This window comes from Kitasatospora sp. NPDC028961 (assembly GCF_055564815.1).
Map to the genome: position 1 here is coordinate 1 of NZ_JBVHVO010000022.1, position 19205 is coordinate 19205.

General features: G+C 76.6%; 11 protein-coding genes, 2 tRNA genes and 1 pseudogene (1 of these 14 running past the window's edge). 9 read left to right on the forward strand and 5 right to left on the reverse strand.

Annotated features, from left to right (window positions below):
* Positions 1–260: 260 nt before the first annotated feature.
* Together ACZ4UX_RS27930 and ACZ4UX_RS27935 are read right to left on the reverse strand one after the other, a co-directional pair.
* Positions 261–1547: pseudogene (locus tag ACZ4UX_RS27930) on the reverse strand (PP2C family protein-serine/threonine phosphatase); the annotation flags it as partial.
* Between the two features lie 273 nt (positions 1548–1820).
* Positions 1821–3188, reverse strand: a complete 1368-nt coding sequence (locus ACZ4UX_RS27935; RefSeq protein ID WP_329492195.1) for an NAD(P)/FAD-dependent oxidoreductase — start codon at positions 3186–3188, stop codon at positions 1821–1823.
* Between the two features lie 599 nt (positions 3189–3787).
* Here ACZ4UX_RS27935 and ACZ4UX_RS27940 point away from each other — a divergent pair.
* Both ACZ4UX_RS27940 and ACZ4UX_RS27945 read left to right on the forward strand, forming a co-directional pair.
* The gene (locus ACZ4UX_RS27940; RefSeq protein WP_380393736.1) at positions 3788–4705 is read left to right on the forward strand and encodes a TetR/AcrR family transcriptional regulator; all 918 of its coding nucleotides are present in this window, start codon (positions 3788–3790) and stop codon (positions 4703–4705) included.
* 334 nt (positions 4706–5039) lie between these two features.
* The gene (locus ACZ4UX_RS27945; RefSeq protein ID WP_465708720.1) at positions 5040–7295 is read left to right on the forward strand and encodes a sigma-70 family RNA polymerase sigma factor; all 2256 of its coding nucleotides are present in this window, start codon (positions 5040–5042) and stop codon (positions 7293–7295) included.
* Positions 7296–7337: 42 nt separating this feature from the next.
* On the opposite strand, the gene ACZ4UX_RS27950 is transcribed toward ACZ4UX_RS27945, so the two are convergent.
* From ACZ4UX_RS27950 to ACZ4UX_RS27960, 3 genes are all read right to left on the reverse strand, one after another.
* Positions 7338–8042 (reverse strand): DsbA family oxidoreductase, encoded by a 705-nt coding sequence (locus ACZ4UX_RS27950; RefSeq protein WP_329489075.1) that lies wholly within the window; start codon positions 8040–8042, stop codon positions 7338–7340.
* A 219-nt stretch (positions 8043–8261) separates the two neighbouring features.
* A complete protein-coding gene (locus ACZ4UX_RS27955) occupies positions 8262–8783 on the reverse strand; it encodes a universal stress protein (RefSeq protein ID WP_329489074.1) in 522 nt (173 codons plus the stop codon).
* 150 nt (positions 8784–8933) lie between these two features.
* Complete coding sequence (locus ACZ4UX_RS27960; RefSeq protein WP_465708721.1) at positions 8934–11105, reverse strand: asparagine synthase-related protein; 2172 nt, start codon at positions 11103–11105, stop codon at positions 8934–8936.
* Positions 11106–11844: 739 nt separating this feature from the next.
* On the opposite strand from ACZ4UX_RS27960, the gene ACZ4UX_RS27965 reads away from it, so the two are divergent.
* From ACZ4UX_RS27965 to ACZ4UX_RS27995, 7 genes are all read left to right on the forward strand, one after another.
* Positions 11845–13272, forward strand: a complete 1428-nt coding sequence (locus tag ACZ4UX_RS27965) for an MFS transporter (protein ID WP_329489072.1) — start codon at positions 11845–11847, stop codon at positions 13270–13272.
* 93 nt (positions 13273–13365) lie between these two features.
* Positions 13366–13427 (forward strand) — tRNA-Ser (locus ACZ4UX_RS27970).
* Positions 13428–13844: 417 nt separating this feature from the next.
* Entirely contained in the window at positions 13845–15434 is a 1590-nt protein-coding gene (locus tag ACZ4UX_RS27975) for a TROVE domain-containing protein (protein ID WP_465708722.1), read from the forward strand.
* Between the two features lie 71 nt (positions 15435–15505).
* Positions 15506–16741 carry an L-2-hydroxyglutarate oxidase gene (gene lhgO, locus ACZ4UX_RS27980; protein ID WP_465708723.1) on the forward strand — a complete coding sequence of 412 codons (1236 nt, stop codon included), beginning with the start codon at positions 15506–15508 and terminating at the stop codon, positions 16739–16741.
* Between the two features lie 137 nt (positions 16742–16878).
* Positions 16879–17709, forward strand: coding sequence for a tRNA (guanosine(46)-N7)-methyltransferase TrmB (gene trmB / locus ACZ4UX_RS27985; RefSeq protein WP_465708724.1), 831 nt, complete (start codon positions 16879–16881; stop codon positions 17707–17709).
* Between the two features lie 142 nt (positions 17710–17851).
* Complete coding sequence (locus ACZ4UX_RS27990; protein ID WP_465708725.1) at positions 17852–19129, forward strand: PrsW family intramembrane metalloprotease; 1278 nt, start codon at positions 17852–17854, stop codon at positions 19127–19129.
* 50 nt (positions 19130–19179) lie between these two features.
* A tRNA-Met gene (locus ACZ4UX_RS27995) sits at positions 19180–19205 on the forward strand (it continues 148 nt past the right edge of the window).

A 19205-nucleotide genomic window follows, 5' to 3' on the forward strand; every position in this document is an offset into this window, starting at 1 on the left:
TGTCTTCCCGGGCTTGACGCCCTGTCCGACGTTTCAAACTCTAGCCGATCCCCGCCCCGAAAGGCGAATCCGGCCGCAATCCATATAAACAGGCATGACGAATAAGGCATGAGCGACACCGTCAATATGACAGCGCACAGCTCAGACCGAGCCGAAATGGTGTTTCCAGGGATTGGCCGCCTCGGGACCGTCCGCGTTGATACGTGTCCGGTGCTCCCAGCCAGGCAGCTCGAAGAACACTAGACCTGTCAGGGGGTCGAGTCAAGCGCCGCTCCCAGCTCCGGGAGGGCGGGCAGGCTCTCCTCGGCCGGCAGCTGGAAGGCCAGGATGGCGACGTCGTCGTCGTGATCCGAACTGACGCCCATGGCCCGGAGCAGCCGGGCGCAGATCACCTCGGGAGCGCCGGCGGCCCCGGCGAGCGTCCGGGCGAGCAGGTCGAGGCCTTGGTCGATGTCCTCGTCCCGGCGCTCCACCAGGCCGTCCGTATAGAGGACGCCGGTGGTGCCGGGAAGCAGCCGCAGGGTGTGCGAGAGGTGGACGCCGCCGCCGGTGCCGAGGGGCGGGCCGTTCTGCTCCTCGCTGCGCAGGATGGTGCCGTCGGGGCAGCGGAGCAGCATCGGCAGGTGTCCCGCGGAGGCGTAGGTGAGGGCGTGGCGCTCCGGGTCCCAGACCGCGTAGGTGCAGGTGGCGATCTGGTTGGCGTCGATCTCCATCGCGAGGCCGTCGAGCAGGCGCATCACCTCGTGCGGCGGCAGGTCGAGCCGGGCGTAGGCCCGGACGGCGGTGCGGAGCTGGCCCATCACGGCGGCGGCGCGCAGGCCGCGCCCCATCACGTCGCCGATGACCAGCGCGGTGCGGCCGCCGTCGATGGCGATGACGTCGTACCAGTCACCGCCGACCGCGGCCTCCGCGCCACCGGGCTGGTAGGTGGCGGCGACCCGGAGGTCGGCGGGCTGGTCGAGCTTCTGGGGGAGCAGGCTCCGCTGGAGGGTGACGGCGGCCTCGCGCTGGCGGCGTTCGGCCTCGCGCAGCCGGGTGGCGGCGAGCACCTGATCGGTGACCTCGGCGGCGAAGATGAGGACGCCGGCGGGCAGCGCGTCCCTCGGCTCCTCGCCCTCCGCCACCTCGGTCCGGCCATCGGCCCTGTTCTCGCGACGGCCGTCCACCCTGCTCTCGGCCCGGCTCTCGTGCCGGCTGAGCGGGACGCAGGAGACGTTGTAGTAGCGGTTGCCGGTGAGCCCGAGGATGCAACGGGCCTTGACGCTGCGCGGGCTGCCGCCGCGGATGACCTGGTCCATCAGCGGCAGGACGCCCATGGTGCCGAGCTCGGGCAGGGCCTCGCAGGCGGGCAGGCCGGTGGGCCGGTCGCCGAAGAGTTCGCGGTAGGCGCGGTTGGCGTAGCCGAGCTGGTGCAGCGGGCCGTAGGTGACGGCGACCGGGGCGGGGATGCGGTTCAGCACCTCGCGCAGGTCCTGGGGCCGCTGCGGGTCGAGCACCTCGGTGGGGCTGACGAGGCTGGTGGGGTCGCGGGGGCTGGGGACGACCACGCCGTCGCCGGACGGCGTGCCCTGGTCGGTGCCGCTCCCGGCGGGCGGGGCGGTCCGCCACGGGGCTCCGGTGAGCCGGGCGCTCCAGCGCATGAGGTTCAAACGACGGCCGCTTCCTCGTTTACCAGGCATATCATCACTTTTTGTGTGCGGACTGCCACACCGGGTAATGACTCGGTCGGGCCGATCCTGTCAGGCGGAGGCCCGATTCCGGAAGTCGCGCGCGCTGGGCGCGGCCGTCTTGTCGGTCACAGCCGGCCGTCGGCGCCGCCCTCAGGTCGGCCGGTCGTCGGCGCCGCCCTTGCCGAAGCCGGCCTCGAACTCCGAACGCGGGTGCTCCACCGTCCCGAGCGAGACCACCTCCCGGGAGAACAGACCGCCGAGCACCCAGTCCATCAGCACCCGCACCCGCCGGTCCGCGCTCGGCAGCCGGCGCAGGTGCCGGGCCCGGTGCAGCCACCAGGCGCGACGGCCGGTGAGCCGGCCGCCCCCGCTGGTGTGGGCGACCGCGCGGCCCAGGCCCAGCGAGGTCGAGCAGGCCGCCCGGTCCGGCCGGTACTCGACGATGCCCTCGGCGCGCGGGCCGCCCTCCAGGGCGACGAGCACGTTGGCGGCGAGCAGCTCGGCCTGGGCGAAGGCGTGCTGGGCGTTGGGCGCGCAGGGCGCCCCGTCCGCGTGCGGGTCGGGAACGGCGGCGCAGTCCCCGGCGGCCCAGACCCCGGGCAGCGCCCGCCCGTCCGGGCCGACCGCCTGGAGGGTGGCCAGACAGCGGATCCGGCCGGCGGTGTCCAGCGGCAGGTCGGTGTCGCGCAGCAGCGGGGACGGGCGCACCCCGGCCGTCCAGACCAGGGTCCGGGCGGCAAACCGGCTGCCGTCGGAGAGCGCCATCACCCGGTCGGCGGCCGACTCCAGCCTGGTGCCCAGGCGGACGTCGACGCTGCGCTCGCGCAGTTCGGCCAGGGTGTGCGCGGCCAGCTCGGGCGACTCCTCGGCGAGGATCCGGTCGGTGGCCTCGACCAGGACCCAGCGCAGGTCCCCGGGGCTGATGTTGTGGTAGCCGCGGACGGCGGTGCGCGCCATGTCCTCCAGTTCGGCGAGCGCGCCGACGCCGGCGTAGCCCGCGCCGACGAAGACGAAGGTGAGCGCGGCCTGGCGCAGGGCCGGGTCACGGGTGGCGGAGGCCAGGTCGAGCTGTTCCAGGACGTGGTTGCGCAGGCTCACCGCCTCGCCCACGGTGGAGAACCCCAGCCCGTGCTCGGCCAGCCCGGGCACCGGCGCCGTCCGGGAGACCGAGCCGGGGGCCACCACCAGGACGTCGTAGTCGAGCTCGACCGGGGCGGGCGGTTCTCCGCGGGCGGCGGCGTCGGCCCAGGCGCGGCGGGTGCCGTGCTCGATCCGGGTGATCCGGGCGGTGAGCACCCGGCAGTCCGGCAGGGCCCGGCGCAGCGGGACGACCACGTGGCGGGGGTCGATCGAGCCGGCCGCGACCTCGGCGAGCAAGGGGTGGTACGTCAAGTAGGACTGCGGTTCGACCACGGTGATCTCCGCCTCGCCCCGGCGCAGCCGTTCGCGCAGGCCGCGCTGGAGGTGCAGCGCGGTGGACATCCCGGCGCAGCCGCCGCCGACGATCAGAATTCTGATGGCGAACCTCCTGCCGATGCGACCTGTCCCCGGCTCTCGGCCGGGGGTGCCCCCCACCACGCCCTCAATGAAGGACCGTCGGAGGGCCTCTTGTCCACAGTCCGTGCCGGGTCGGTTGGGGCGGGAGTTGCCCCGTGGTGCCAGATGTGCTGCCTGGGTGAGTTTCTGACGCACTTTCGGCTTCGAACGGCCGTGAACTATGGTCGGATTGTGCATCGGGGCGGCCATCGCCATGACAACTGGCGGCGACGCACCGTGGAGCGGCCATTACGGCCAGTTCCAGTGTTGGCGCGTAAACCCGACTGCGGGACGGTGTTCCGGGGAAGGGTAGTTCCCGGACGAGGCCCCGTGGGGTGCCGACGCGCCGGGCCGGATGTGCGGTCCCGGCCCGGTGGCACCGGTCGTGGCGGAGTCCGCATGGCCTTGCGTGCGCGGTCGCCGTGCGCGTGCGGTCTGGCGTCACCCGGACGCGGCTTGCGTCACAACCGACTACGAGCGATGGGTCATCGGGTCATTTCTGACAGGCGGAGCTGCACCGGGGGGTGCAGGGGCGGGCGACGGCAGGGTCCGGGATCGGGCACCTGCGGGGGAGAGTTGGGATGATGGAGCAGGAGCGACTGTTGGGCCGGGCGGCGGTACCGCGCGTCGGCCAGGGCGTGGTGCCGGAGCAACGCAGCCCCGCGGACCTGCCACCGCAGGCCGCGGTGGCGTACGCGGCGGTCCACTACCCGGCCGAACCGCCGCAGGGCGGTGGTGGACCGGTGTCCGGTGCCCGGCTGCGGGTGGACGCCCGGCGGAACCTGGAGAGCGTGCTGCGTGCGGCCCGCGAGGTGTTCGGCGAGTTCGGCTACGGCGCGCCGATGGAGGAGGTCGCGCGCCGGGCCGGGGTCGGGGTGGGCACGGTGTACCGGCGCTTCCCGAGCAAGGAGGTGCTGGTCCAGCGGATCGCCGCCGAGGAGGTGGCGTGGCTGACCGCCCAGGCGCGGGAGTCGCTGTACGGCGGCGGCGGTGCCTGGGAGTCGCTGGCCGGCTATCTGGCGCGGGCGGTGGGTACGGGGGCCGGGCGGCTGCTGCCGCCGGAGGCCTTCCGGTACGCGGAGGAGCTGGGCAGGGTGCCCGAGCAGCGCTCCGGGGATCCGGCCGGCGCGGGCGCCCTGCTCGGCAACCGGTTCGAGCCGCGGCACGGCGGGCTGCCGGAGGGCGGCGGAGAGCCCGCGGCCGACGCGGACCCGCGGCAGTTGCTGCAACTGCTCGCCGCCCTGGTGGCGCGCGCGGGCGCGGCCGGGGAGCTGCGGCCGGGGGTGACGGTCGCGGACGTGGTGCTGGTGCTGACCGCCTCGGTTCCGGTGCACGCCTCGCGCGGCGTACCGGGGGCGGACCCGTACACGGCGCCCGTGTCGGCCGCGTTCGGCGGCGCGTTCCCGGCGGCGGGCGGTCAGCAGACGGACGGTCAACCCGTCGAAGGACCGGCCGACCGGCTGCTGCGGATCCTGCTGGACGGGCTCCGGGCGCGCTGATCCCACCGCTCTGGTGACCGCGGGCCCCGGAGGGCAAGGGAGTTGAGGATCAACCCGGCGTGAGCGGCTCGGCCGCGCGCCGGGTGCGGCCGCCGCCGCGCCGGTGCACCGGACGGGGCGAACACATCCTCGACGGCCCCTCGGAAGAGTGGGTCGCGGCGGTCCGGCTACCGCCCAACTCTGCGCTATGCCATCCTTTGCCCGTGGTTGGAGCCAATGTCCCGATGCGCGCCGTTCGCGCGCCCTCGGCGCCGTACAGCGGGGAACCGTGCGCTCACGCACTCCCGTGCGCTCTGCCGCACTACGGGGGCTGTCGTGGAATCTGGGGTCCGTTGTGAGCGCCGAGGAACAGAACGACTACGGCTACGGCCTCGACTTCGGCCGCTCCGGCCCGGGCGGACCGAACGGCGGGACGGGTGGCGCGGACGGGGACCCCGGCAGGGCGGGGCACGGGCCGGGGCAGGCGCCCGGCGCGGTGCCGAGCGCCTCGGGGCAGGTGCCTGACCAGGCCGGGATGCCCAGCCGCGAGACCCTCTCCGCCTCCGACGCGTACCCGCAGACCCGCGTCCCCGGCCAGGCGCCGGCCGGCCGCGGCAGCGTGGCCCCGGAGGCCTTCGTCGACGACGGCTCCCGCGCCCGGCCGACCGTCCCGGCCCCCGCCGACCCGGTGGACGGCGAGCGCCCGGCCTCCGACGCCGAGTTGACCGCCCGGGTGCGGGCCGGCGACGACGCCGCGTACGAGGAGATCTACCGCCGGCACGCCGACTCGGTGCGCCGCTACGCGCGGACCTGCTGCCGGGACAGCTTCACCGCCGAGGACCTGGCCGGCGAGGTGTTCGCCCGCACGCTGCAGGCGCTGCGGGCGGGCAAGGGGCCGGAGTTCGCCGTCCGCGCCTATCTGCTGACCGCCGTCCGCAACGTCGCCGCGGCCTGGACCCGCAGTGAGCGGCGCGAGCAACTCGTCGACGACTTCAGCACGTTCGCGCAGACCTCGGCCGCCACCGTCGACCTGGACCTGGCCGACCCGGGGGCCGACGCCTGGGCGATGGCGCTGGCCGACCAGCGCATGGTGATGCAGGCCTACGCCGAACTGCCCGAGGACGACCGGATGGTGCTCTGGCACACCGAGGTCGAACGGGAGTCCCCCAAGACCGTCGCGGTGATGCTCGGCAAGACCGCCAACGCCACCGCCGTCCAGGCGCACCGGGCCCGCGACCGGCTGGCCGCGGCCTTCCTCCAGGCCCATGTCTCGGGCAGCCAGGCCCGGGCCTGCGAGGCGTACGCCAACCGGCTCGGCGCCTACGCGCGCGGCTCGCTGCGCAAGCGGGCGTCCGCGGAGGTCGGCCGGCACCTGCGGGAGTGCGACCGGTGCACGGCCGCCTGCCTGGAGCTGTCCGAGATCAACCACAGCCTGCGGGCGCTGCTGCCCGGCGGCGTCCTGGTCTGGGTGGGGGTGGGCGGCTTCAGCGCCGCCGCTGCCGCCGTGGGCGGTGCGGCGGCGGTCGGCGGCGCGGCCGCGGGAACGGCGGCGGCCGCCGCGGGCGGCGCGGCCGGCGGGACCTCCGGGGCGACGGCAGGCGCCGCGGCCGGGTCCGCGGGTGGCGCGGCCGGCGGGAGCGGTGGCGCCGCGGCGGCGGGCGAGGGCCTGGGGATGGCGGCCAAGGCCGGCATCGCCGCCGCGGTCGCCGTGGCGGCGGCGGCCGTCGCCGCCTACGCGCTGACCGGCTCGCCCGAGCCGAAGCCGCCGCTGGCCGCGCCGCCGGCCTCCTCCCCGGCCCTGCCGGCGCCGCCGCCGGTGGCACCGGTACCGAGCGCGGCGCCGCGCACCCCCGATCCGGTCCCGGTGGTGGAACCCGCGCCGAGCCCCTCCGCCACCCCGTCACCGACGCCGACGCCCTCCGTCGCACCGCGCCCGGCGCCGAAGGCCGTGCCGCCGCCCGCGCCGAGCAGCCCGGCCGCGTCCTCCCCCGCACCGGCCCCGCCCTCGCCGCGGCCGACCCGGCCGACCCCTCCGCCGCTGCCGCCGGTACCCGTGGTGCCGACCCCGACGCCGCCCCCGGTACCCACCCCCGAGGTGCCGGTCCTGCCCACCCCGACTCCCCCGCCGCTGCCGACCCCGACGGTCACACCGCCGGCTCCGACCGACTTCTGGGCCGACGACCTGCCCGTGCTGAAGCCCGGCAACAACCGGGTGCCGGCGTCGGCCCCGAGCATCCGGCAGCGGGGCAGCGACTGGTTCTGGCAGCGCGACAGCGTCTCGATCGGCGGCACCCCCCGGGCCCACGGCATCACCGTCCACGCGCCCGCGACCACGGTGATCGACCTCAACCGCGGCTGCACGGCCTTCGACGCGGTGGCCGGGGTGGACGACATCGCCGCCTCGACCGGCGGCGTGGTCTTCTCGGTGCAGGGCGGCGACGGCCGTACCCTGTGGCGCTCGCCGCCGCTGGCCACCGGGGACGACGCGGTGCCGGTGCACGTGCCGCTGGCCGGGCAGACGTCGATCCGGCTGGTGGTCACCCCGGCGCACGGCGTCTGGTCGGCGCTGAACGTGTCCGACTGGGCCGAGGCTCGCTTCAGGTGTACCTGAAGCGAGCCCCGGGAGGGTGCCGGCGGTCCCGGTAGGGGCCGGTCAGACGGCGCAGGAGCCGTCCGCGCAGGCCTCGCCGGCCGCGACGACCGGCACCGGCGCGGGCCGGCGCTCGCCGATCTCCTCGGCGACCTGCTCCAGCACCTTGCGGAAGGTCTCGGCGTCCTGGCCGCCCTGGACGGCCCACTTGCCCTCGAAGACGAAGGTCGGCACGGCGGTGATGCCCAGCTCGCGGGCCTCGGCGAGCTGGGCGCTCACCTCGGCGGCGCCCTCGTCGCCCGCGAGGTAGGCCGCCACCCGGTCGCCGTCCAGGCCCGCGGACACCGCCAGCCGGGTCAGCGCGGCGCGGTCGCCGACGTCCACCCCGTCGCTGAAGTGGGCCTTGAGCAGCGCCTCCTTCAGCCGGCCCTGCGCCGCCGCGCCGTACTCGGTCCCGGCGAGGTGGAGCAGCCGGTGGCCGAGGAAGGTGTTGGCGTGCAGCGCGGCGTCGAAGTCGTAGCTGATGCCCTCGGCGCGGCCCAGCTCGGCCACCCGGGCGTCCATCGCAACGGACTGCGGGCCGTAGCGCTCGGCCAGCCACGCGCGGTGCGGGCTCGCGGTGGCCGGGGCGTCCGGCACCAGCTGGTACGGCCGGTAGACCACCTCGACGTCCTCCTTGCCCGCGAAGCCGTCCAGCGCCTGCTCGAAGCGGCGCTTGCCGATGTAGCACCAGGGGCAGGCGATGTCGGAGTAGATCTCGACCTTCATGGCGGCGGTTCTCCAGGGGTGGGGAGGGCGGGGTTCCGGGATAGGTGAACGATGAACCATCTCGGGACATTCCCGGCGCGCGAGTGCTCCCCTCCCGCCTCCCGGCGGGCCGTGCGCTCCGGCGCCGAGCGTGCCCGATCGGCGCGGGACCGTGCCCGGGCGCCCCCGGCCGGCCTCCGTGGCCCGGCGGCCGGCTCAGCGGTCGGCTCAACGGCCGGCTCAGCGGTCCGGGGGCGCGGGGACGATCAGGACCGGACAGGCCGCGTGGTGGACGGCGGCCGAGCCGACCGAGCCCAGCAGCAGCCGGCCGAAGCCGCCGTTGCCACGGGTGCCGAGCACCAGCGTGTGCTGCCGGGCCGAGGCCGCCAGCAGCACCTCGATCACGTTGCCGAGCACCACGTGCAGCGACAGCTCCCCCGCGTACGGGCGGAGCCGGGCCCGCTGCACCGCCGCCACCGCACGGCGCAGGCCGTCCGCCATGCTCTCGACCAGCGTCTCGACGCTCTCCTGGACCAGTTCGGCCATCCCCGGCGGGTACCCGGTCGGGGCCGGGTTGACCACCGCGAGCACGTACAGCGGCAGTTCGAACCGCTCGGCCTCGGTCATCGCCCGGTCCAGCGCCCAGAGCGAACCGTCCGAGCCGTCGCACGCGGCCAGCACCCCCGGCGGACGGCCCGTCGGCGGCCGGCCGAGCACCGAGAGCAGGACGGGGACGGACGGATCCGGGCTGGCGCTGGTCACCACGGCCTCCACGGGGACGGGACGGGATGGCGTCATGATCGCCCGCCCGGGGGACGGCGCCCGCGAGCCGCGCCGAACCGGGCGCCGCCGCCCGGCCGCCCGGTCGCGGCCGCCGGGGTCGGTCACCGGGTCGGACCACCGCGGTCGGGGTCAGGCGAAGCGGGCGGCGGGGAGGGCGGTGCGCCGGGCGAGGGGCAGGCCGGTCCAGCAGGCGCCGTGCCGCCGGGCGCGGACCCGGCGGAGCCAGAGTTCGGTGGAGACCAGCTCGGCGAGCCCGGCCAGGGTGCCGGGTGCGAGCGGCGCGTCGGGGTCGGCGCAGCGGGCCAGCCCGGCCCGGACGGCGGGGAGGTCGATCAGCCCGGCCTCGGCGAGCAGCGGGGCGTCGAAGAGCTCGGCGATGCCGTCGGCGGCGAGCCGCAGGCCCGCCCGGGCGGGGGCGGTGCGGTCGGGGCGGGGGCCGCGGCCCCAGTCGGGCGGCAGGTCCGTCCGGCCGGCCCCGGTGAGGACGGCGTGCAGCAGGGCGTGCCGGGCGCCGGGCTGGAGCCGGACGTCGTCGGGCAGCAGCCGACTCGCCCGGACCACCTGGTTGTCCAGGAACGGCGCGTGCAGCCGCTGGCCGGGCTGCTCGGCGGCGTGCACCAGGGTGCGGAACCCGCGCGCGTGCCGGTGCAGGGCGTACCGGGCCCGGCGCACGCCCGGTGGCTCGGCGGGCGCCGGTCCGCGCGCTGCCAGCCGCAGCCGCAGCGCGACCGCGGAGAGCGCCTCGTCGGAGAGCCAGCGGGCCGCCGGTCCGGGGACGCACCAGAGCAGGTCGTCGGCCGAGCGGGCGCCCGCCGTACCGCCACCGTCCGGGACGTGCCGCAGCGTCAGCCGGACGGCGGCGTCGTCGAGCGCGTCGGCGTAGCGGATCCGGGAGAGCCGGTGGGCCGCGCGCACCACGGTGAGCGGGGTGCGCAGCGCGCCCGCCAGGACGCCCGCCGTCACCCGGTCGGCGCCGGCCAGGGCGGCGACCGGGGGCAGCAGCTCGCGCGGCCGGCCGGCCCGGACGAGGTCGGCCAGCCGGGCCGGGTGGCCGTCCAGGACCTGGCGGGCCCCGTACCCGGTGAGGTGGTCGGTGCCGCCGGCGTCGAAGCGGGCCGCGGCGCGGGCGGCGGCGATCAGCTCCGGACCGGGCTCGTCGGTGAGGCGTCCGGCCTGCGGGTCGGCCACCAGGTCGGCGTACGGGAGGGTGTCCGGCCCGGGGGCGAGCACCGTGTGCCGCAGCCGGGGCGTGTGGGGGGCGATCGCCAGGGTGGCCGGGCCCTCGCTCTCGCCCAGGGTGACGGCCGCCAGCTGCTCGGGAACGGACCGGCCCGGGGCGGACGCCCGGGCCCAGGAGCCCTTGACCGCGCCGTTCCTGGCCCGCGCTCCGGGCACCGCGGCCGGTCCGGCGACGGCGGGCACGGGTGCGGGGGCGGGTCCGGCGACGGGTGCGGGCGGGACGGCGGCGGCGAGCAGGGCGACGGTGGCCGAGGCCGTCCCGTACGAGAGGTCGACCCCCAGCCGGGCCCGGCCGGGGTCGGCGGCGCCGGCGGCGGGGGTGCGGACCCGGGACCGGACGGACTCCAGCAGGGCGCGGGTGAGTTCGCGGACGGCCGGTGCCTCGCCGCGCGGCCGCGGCCCGCCGCCGGGCTCGTCGTACGCCGCGAGGTAGGGGCGGCCGCCGCGGATGGCCAGGGTGTGCCCGGGAGGCACCCGCTGCACGCCGAGGTACGGGGTGCCGGTGCCGAGCGCCTCCGGGGACTCCGGGCAGGCGAGCCGGGCGGCGAGGTGGCCGGTGTCCAGCGGGGCGCCGATCAGATCGGCGAGCGGGAGGGCGGCGGTGGCGTACGCGGTGCCGTCGGCCCAGGGGGTGTGGAAGACGGGCCGGGCGCCGGCCAGGTCGGTGAGCAGCGCGGTGGACCGGGTGCCGGTGCGCAGGACGACGGTGTAGCTGCCGGGCCAGGTGGTGAGGTGGCGGACGGCGCCGCCGCGGGCGGCGGCGAGGCCGGCGGCGAGTTCGGCGTCGGTGGCGCCGCAGTGGCCGACGACGGCGAGCCGGGTGGTCGCGGGGGTGTCCTCGACCGGGTCGGGCGCGCCGGCACCGGTGGTGACGACGGCGGGGGCGCCGGGGCGCAGGGTGACCAGCCGGATCTCCTCGGGGCGCCAGTCGCCGACCGCCCAGAGGGGGTTGGGGCCGGTCCACAGGGGGCGCGCGGCGATCGGTGCCACCGCTCCGGGCGGCTCGTGCGCCGGGGCGCCCGCTCGGGGCGCACCCGTGCTCCAGCCCGTCAGCCACCGCATCGCGCCTCCACCGGACGAGGACCAGCACCGTGCGGCGCGTCCGCCGGCGGGCGGCCCGGCCGGGCCGTGGCGCGCCGCGGCGACCGGCCGCCGCGATCGGGCGCGCCGTCAGGAGACATCGTGCCACCGCTCGCCCGTCCCGTGACCGGAGTTGTCGTTTCCGATTCGCCGGGCGGGGCCCCCGGGGGTGCGGCGGGCACTCCGGACGGTCCGGCCGGAGCGGCCGCGCGGGCCGCGTCTCGGCCGGGCGGGCCGGGCCTTCCCCTCCCCGGCCCGAACCGCCCTTTCGCCGCCTTTGTCATGGCCATCGCGAGATGGCCGAAAGGCGTCGTCCGGCCCGGGAGGGCATCCGCATGCCCTCCCGGACTTCGCCGCCGTCCGCGGGGATTGAGACGGCGGCATCCCCCGGCCCGCCGGGTCCTCGACGGCGGGCCGACCCACGACCACCAGCGAATCGCCGACCAGCCGGTCGGGCCAGGGGGCACGGCCGGGCGCACATCGACACGGGACCGGAGCACAACGCTCCGGCGCGCGGCCGGCCCGATCGCCCCCGGCCATGTCCGCGCGGTCCGCCCGGGCCCGCCGGAGCGCCCGCCGCCGATCGGCGGGTGCGCGATCCCGCCATCCGGAATGCGGCCTCTTAACCCTCGGAACGCGTCCGACTACTCTAGGTACAGCAGCTACGGCCCGGTGCCGCCCGGGCCCCGCGCACAAGGCCGCAGGAGGTGCCGCCGCCACCATGACCATCAGCCCACGAGGACCGAACGAACGGCTCGGCACGCTCCTGACCCTCGCCCAGATCAGTAACGCCGGCCTGGCCCGGAGGGTCAACGACCTGGGCGCGCAAAGGGGTTTGACGCTGCGCTACGACAAGACCTCGGTGGCCCGGTGGGTCAGCAAGGGCATGGTCCCGCAGGGCCCGGTCCCGCACCTGATCGCCACCGCGATCGGCGGCAAGCTCGGCCGGCCGGTGCCGCTGGAGGAGATCGGCCTCGGCGACACCGACCCGGCGCCCGAACTCGGCCTGGCCTTCCCGCGCGAGGTGTCCGAGGCGGTCCGCTCGGCCACCGACCTCTGGCGGGTCGACCTCGACCTGCGGCGCGGCCCCGGCGGCGGCCGCTGGAGCGACAGCCTGGCCGGCACCTTCTCGGTCGCCGCGTACGCGACGCCCGTCTCCCGCTGGCTGATCAACCCGGCGGACGGCTCGGTGGCCCGCGAGGCGCCGCGCACGCCCGCCGAGGCGGGCTCGTACCGGGTCGGCCACTCGGACGCCGCCAAGCTCCGCGAGGCCGCCCAGGAGGCCCGCCGCTGGGACTCCAAGTACGGTGGCGGGGACTGGCGTTCGTCGATGGTGCCGGAGTGCCTGCGGGTGGAGGCGGCGCCGCTGCTGCTGGCCTCCTACAGCGACGCGGTGGGCCGGGCACTGTTCGGTGCCACGGCCGAACTCACCCGGCTGGCCGGGTGGATGGCCTTCGACACCGGCCAGCACGAGGCTGCCCAGCGGTACTACATCCAGGCGCTGCGGCTCGCCCGCGCCGCCGCCGACGTTCCGCTCGGCGGCTACGTGCTGGCCTCGATGAGCCTGCAGGCCGGCTACCGGGGCTTCGCCGAGGAGGCGGTCGACCTCGCGCAGGCCGCGCTGGAGCGCAACCGCGGGCTGGCCACCGCCCGCACCATGAGCTTCTTCCACCTGGTCGAGGCCCGGGCCCAGGCCAAGGCCCGCAACGCCGCCGCGTGCGCGACGGCGCTCGGCGCCGCGGAGAACGCGCTGGAACGGGCGCGCGCCGGGGATCCCGATCCCGCCTGGATCGACTTCTACGCCTACGACCGCCTCGCCGCCGACGCCGCCGAGTGCTTCCGCGACCTCGGAGTGCCCTCCAAGGTCCGCCAGTTCACCCGGGAGGCGCTGGCCCGGCCCACCGAGGGGTTCGTCCGCTCGCACGGGCTGCGGCTGGTCGTCTCGGCGATGGCCGAGGCCGAGGCGGGCGACCTGGACGCGGCGGTCGCGGCCGGGGAGCGGGCCGTCGAGGTCGCCGGCCGGATCTCCTCGCAGCGCAGCCGCGAGTACGTGGTCGAGATGCTGCGCCGCCTCGAGCCCTTCCAGGGGGAGCGCCGGGTACGGGAACTGACGGAACGGGCGCGCGCGGTGATCGTCGCCCCGGCGTAGCGGGCCCGGCGGCAACCCCGGCGTAGCGGACCCGGCGGTAATTCGGATGCACCGGCGGGAGAGGCCTGGCTATCGTCGCTCTCGTCCAGGTGCGCAGGCAGAGGTTACTTCCACTCTTAATGGGCAGGTCGCGGGTTCGAGTCCCGCCGCCGGCACTCGTGCCGGTGTAGCTCAGTCGGCAGAGCAGCTTCGTCACCTCAGCCGCCATCGATCTCTGGACACCCATACCTCAATAGGTTTTCCGCACCTCCCGGTGCGACGGCAGCGGTTACTTCGTGGAGCGCCCCCAGCGGGGCGCGGTGAACCGGACAACAACACCGCCGCCACCTCGATCTCGGGAGGCACAGCGCCGGGGGGTGCCCGGTGCGCAGGCGGGGGTTACTTCGGATCTTGCGGTTCCGGGTTCGAGTCCCGGGCGTGCCGCGCGCGAGCGCGGCCGTTAGCTCAATCCGGTAGAGCACAAGGCATACACCTCCGCCGACGCCGGCCGCCGGGCCGGCACGATCTCGGGCACCCCTTCCTCCGCCGTGCCTCCTTCGCGTTCCACCAGCCAGCAGGGGGCAGCATCCACCATGTCGCGTTTCAACACCCGTACGGCCCGGCCGAGTCCGGCCTCGCCGGTACGCAGCACCGGGAAGCGCACCGTGAACCACAACGGCGGCACCGGGTTCCAGCGCGACGCCAGGTCCGAACTCTTCCTGCTGGCGGTGGCGAACCTGGTCGGTCAGGACACCTTCTACGAGAAGGGCGGCGCGCGGGACGACCGCTACACCGCGCTGGTGCGCGGACTCGCCGTCACCGACCCGGAGTGGACCACGGGCCTGCTGCGCTGGCTGCGGTCCGACGCGCACCTGCGCACGGCCGCGCTGGTCGGCGCCGCCGAGTTCACCCGGGCCCGGCTGGACGCCGGGGCGCCCGGCCACTCGCGGCAGGCCGTCGACGCCGTCCTGCAGCGCGCGGACGAGCCCGGCGAACTGCTCGCCTACTGGACGTCCCGCTACGGCCGGACGCTGCCGAAGCCGCTCAAGCGCGGGGTCGCGGACGCCGTCCGCCGGCTCTACCACGCCCGCTCGCTGCTCAAGTACGACACCGCGTCCAAGGGCTACCGCTTCGGTGACGTGCTGGAGCTGACCCACCCCTCGCCCGACCCGGCCAAGCCGTGGCAGGGCGAGCTGTTCCGCTACGCGCTGGACCGCCGGCACCGGCCGGACGAGGCCGTCCCGCCCGCCGCCGACCGGCTGCTCGCGGCCAACCGCGAACTGCTCGCCCTGCCCGTCGAGCAGCGGCGGGCGGCGGTGACGGCCGAGGGCGGTGCCGAGCGGCTCGCCGCGGCCGGGCTGACCTGGGAGGCACTGGCCGGCTGGCTGCGGGGCCCGCTGGACGCGGCCGTCTGGTCGGCGGTCATCCCGTCCATGGGTCCGATGGCGCTGGTGCGCAACCTGCGCAACTTCGACCAGGCCGGCGTCCCGGACGAGGTCGCGGCCGAGGTCGCGCGGCGGATCGCCGACCCGGACGAGGTGCGCCGCTCCCGCCAGTTCCCGTTCCGCTACCTCGCCGCGCACCGGCACGCGCCGTCGCTGCGCTGGGGGCACGCACTGGAGACCGCGCTCTCCCACTCGCTCGGCAACGTGCCCGCACTGCCCGGCCGGACGCTGATCCTGGTCGACCGCTCGGGCTCGATGTTCGACCGGCCGAGCGCGCAGACCCAGCTCAACCGGGCCGACTCGGCGGCGATCTTCGGCACGGCCCTCAAGGTCCGGGCCGCCGACGCCGACCTGGTCGAGTTCGGCACCACCAGCCGGGTCGTCCGGGTCGCCCCGGGCGAGGCCGTGCTGCGGGTCCTGGACCGCTTCACCGACCTCGGCGGCACCGACACCGCCCAGGCCGTCCGCACCCACTACCGGGGCCACGACCGGGTGGTCGTCGTCACCGACGAGCAGACCGGCCGCGACCACCGGGGCGGCGACGCCCTGGCCGCCGTGCCGGCCCACGTCCCCGTCTACACCTGGAACCTGGCGGGCTACGCGCCCGGCCACGGCCCGAGCGGCGCGGCGAACCGGCACACCTTCGGCGGGCTGGGCGACGCCGCGTTCCGGCTGATCCCGCTGCTCGAAGCGGGCCGGGACGCGACCTGGCCGTGGCTGGAGCCGGACGCCCGCTGAGGCGCCCTCGACCGGCCCCGCCCACCGTGACAGCATCGGCGGGCGGGGCCGGGCCGAACGAGGAGCGAGCGGTGGCGTACGACTTCGACGTGCTGGTGGTGGGCGGCGGGATCGTCGGGCTCTCCACGGCGTACGCGCTGACCCGGGCCCGGCCCGGGCTGCGGCTGGCGCTGCTGGAGAAGGAGCCCGGCTTCGCCGCCCACCAGACCGGCCGCAACAGCGGCGTGATCCACAGCGGCGTCTACTACCGCCCCGGCTCGCTCAAGGCCCGGTACGCCGTCGCCGGGGCCACCGAGATGGTGGAGTTCTGCCGCGCCCACGGCGTCCCGTACGAGGTGACGGGCAAGCTGATCGTCGCCACCGACCCGGCCGAGCTCCCCCGGCTGCGGGCCCTCGCCGAGCGCGGCCGGGAGAACGGCATCCCGGTCGCCGAGCTGGACCGGGCCGGCATCACCGCGTACGAGCCGCAGGTCACCGGTATCGCCGGGCTGCACATCGGCACCACCGGCATCTGCGACTTCCCCGCCGTGGCCGCCGCCTACGCCCGGCTGGCCCGCGAGGCGGGCGCGGAGCTGCGCACCGGCACCGAGCTGCGGGCGGTCGCCCGCCGCGCCGACGGCGTGACCGTGCAGACCTCCACCGGCGAGCTGCGCGGCCAGGTACTGGTGAACTGCGCGGGACTGCACAGCGACCGGATCGCCCGGCTGGCCGGCGACGACCCCGGTGTGCGGATCGTGCCGTTCCGCGGCGAGTACTACGAACTCGCCCACGGGCGAAGGGAACTGGTACGCGGCCTGGTCTACCCCGTCCCCGACCCGGCCTTCCCCTTCCTCGGCGTGCACCTGACCCGGGGCATCCACGGCGACGTGCACGTCGGCCCGAACGCGGTGCCCGCGCTGGCCCGCGAAGGGTACGACTGGCGCACCGTCCGCCCGCGCGACCTCGCCGGGACGCTCGCCTTCCCCGGCACCTGGCAGATCGCCCGCCGGCACTGGCGGTACGAGCTCGGCGAGCTGCACCGCTCGCTCTCCAAGCGGGCCTTCACCGCGGCCGTCCGGCGGCTGCTGCCCGCCGTCACCGCCGAGGACCTGGTGCCGGCCGTCGCCGGGGTCCGGGCCCAGGCGGTGGCCCGGGACGGCGCGCTGCTGGACGACTTCGCCTTCGCCGGCTTCGACCCGGACGACCCGCGCTCCACCCGCCGTCTGGTGCACGTCCTGAACGCCCCCTCCCCGGCCGCCACCGCCTCGCTGCCGATCGGCCGCGAAGTGGCCCGGCGGGCGCTGGCCGCCCTCGCAGCGGGCGGCTGAGCCGGCCCGTCCCGACCGGCCCGTCCCAACCGCGCGCCCTGGCCGGGACGGAGCGGGGCGGACGCGGCCCGGGCCCCGCGTCAGGTGCGTCACAGCCCCTGGGGCCGCACCCGGCGGCCCCGTAGAATCGGGTGATTGTGACTGCCACCGCCCCGATCCCCCAGCAATCGCCGTCCGCCCGGCTCTCCGCCGCGCCGGCCGGCTACCCCGCGCCGATGTACCCGCACCGGGCCACCGAGGCCCAGCACAGCGAGCGACGCATCCGCAGCTTCCAGCCGCGCCGGGGCCGGATGACCAACGCCCAGGCGGGCGCGCTGGACCGGGGCTGGGAGACGTACGGCATCGCGATCGACGGCAGCCCGCTGGACCTGGCGGAGCTCTTCGGCGGCCTGCCGGTCACCCTGGAGATCGGCTTCGGGATGGGCGAGACGACCGCGGCGATGGCCGCCGCCGACCCGGCGACGGGCATCCTCGCCGCCGACGTCCACACCCCCGGCCACGGCAACCTGCTCGGCCTGCTGGAGCGGGACGGCTCGCGCAACGTCCGCCCGGCCGCCGGCGACGCCGTCATCCTGCTGCGCGACATGCTGCCCGACGCCTCGCTGGCCGGCCTGCGGGTCTACTTCGCCGACCCGTGGCCGAAGCCGAAGCACCACAAGCGCCGGCTGGTCCAGGCCTCCTTCCTGGAGCTGGTGCTGCCCCGGCTGGCCCCCGGCGCGCTGGTGCACTGCGCCACCGACTGGGAGCCGTACGCCGAGCAGATGCTGGAGGTGCTCTCCGCCTCGCCCGAGCTGGAGAACCTGCACCCCGAGGGTGACGGCACCGGCTGGCTGGAGCCCGCCGACCACCCGGCCGGCAGCGTGCCCGGCTACGCTCCCCGGCCCGGCTGGCGGCCGGTCACCAAGTTCGAACGGGCCGGCATCGCCAAGGGCCACGTGGTGCACGACCTGCTGTTCCGCCGCCGCTGAACCGCCGCCGGGCTGACCACTCGGCCCGGCTGCCCGGCCTCACCGCCGGCCCCGACCGCCCGGCCCCGACCGCCCGGCCCGCAGGGGTGGATTCGTCCCGAGTCCTCCCGGCGGGCCGGTGCCGTGGCCTACCCTGTGCCGGGTGAGCAGCCCGTCCGGCGGCTACCGGGCCACCGCCCGGGCCGTCGGCGACCGAGAGATGCCCACGCGCACCGCCGGCACCCGCGCCATCCCGGGGCCCAGGACGCGCCGGGGCCACCGGCTCACGCCCTGGCCCACCGCCGCCCCGCCGGCCGCCGCCGGACCGGGGCCGCGCCCCGCCCGCTCGGTCGTGCTCTCCTCGGTCACCGCCACCGCCGTCCTGGCTCTGGCCGGCTGCGGCGTGCTGATCCTCCAGCTGGTCCGCCGCCAGACCGGGACCACCGGGCTGCTGGTCGGGCTCGGCCTGGCGCTCGTCCCGCTGCCCTTCGTGCTCGGCGGCCTCGCCTGGCTCAACCAGACCGCCCGGGTGCCGCTGCGCCACATCGTGTTCTGCCTGGGCTGGGGCGCCTTCGCGGCGACCACCGTCGCGATCCTCGCCAACGGCTGGACCAGCACCTACCTCACGGCCCACCAGGGCAGTCTGGGCGAGGTGCTGGGCGCCGACCTGGTCACCCCGGTGATCGAGGAGAGCGCCAAGGGCGCCGCCCTGCTCCTCCTGCTGCTGCCGCTGGGCACCCGGATCCGGTGCCACGGCCACCGCACCGACCGCCCCTGCGCGGGCGTGCTGCGCCGGCTGCCCGGCCCCGGCCTGCCCCTCGGCCACGGCCGCGGACCCGCCCTGCCGCACGCCCGGGGCCGGCCGCGGCCGCGCCCCTACCTGCGCCCGCTGCCCTACCTGCGGCCCTACCCGCCGACGCCCGACCGCCCGCGTGCCCGGGCCCGCCCGCGCACCCTGGCGGCCGGGGTCGTCCTCGGCGGGATCACCGCCTGCGGCTTCGCCTTCACCGAGAACGCGCTCTACCTGGGGCGGGCCTTCACCGACGACCAGCAGCAGCGGCTGGACAGCATCGGCCTCGGGGAGGCGCCCAGCCTGCGGGACTTCGACAGCACGGTGCAGACCTTCGTCCTGCGCGGGCTGCTCTCGCCCTTCGCCCATCCGCTGTTCACCGCGCTGACCGGGCTCGGCCTGGCCATCACCCTCACCACCGGCCGGCGCCGGCTGGCCAGGATCGCCGCCCCGGCCGGACTGCTGCTGTCGATGGTCCTGCACGGCACCTGGAACGCCGCCGCCGACCTCGGCACGCACGGCTTCCTGCTGGTGTACGCGGTGCTGATGGTGCCGTGCTTCGCCGCCCTGGTCTGCTTCGCCGCCTGGGCCAGGAGCAGGACGGCGCGGCACGCCGCCCGCCGTGCCCGGGCGCCCGCCGCGGTCCGGTGACGAACTGATTTCCCATCCGGGCGACTTCCCCGTAGGGTTGCGTTCACCGACGCGGGGTGGAGCAGCTCGGTAGCTC

Bases quoted from the DNA above. Each gene is read 5' to 3' on its own strand.
- ACZ4UX_RS27940 (WP_380393736.1), top strand. From the start codon at position 3,788: ATGATGGAGCAGGAGCGACTGTTGGGCCGGGCGGCGGTACCGCGCGTC.
- ACZ4UX_RS27950 (WP_329489075.1), bottom strand. From the start codon at position 8,042: ATGAAGGTCGAGATCTACTCCGACATCGCCTGCCCCTGGTGCTACATC.
- ACZ4UX_RS27960 (WP_465708721.1), bottom strand. From the start codon at position 11,105: ATGCGGTGGCTGACGGGCTGGAGCACGGGTGCGCCCCGAGCGGGCGCC.
- ACZ4UX_RS27965 (WP_329489072.1), top strand. From the start codon at position 11,845: ATGACCATCAGCCCACGAGGACCGAACGAACGGCTCGGCACGCTCCTG.
- ACZ4UX_RS27975 (WP_465708722.1), top strand. From the start codon at position 13,845: ATGTCGCGTTTCAACACCCGTACGGCCCGGCCGAGTCCGGCCTCGCCG.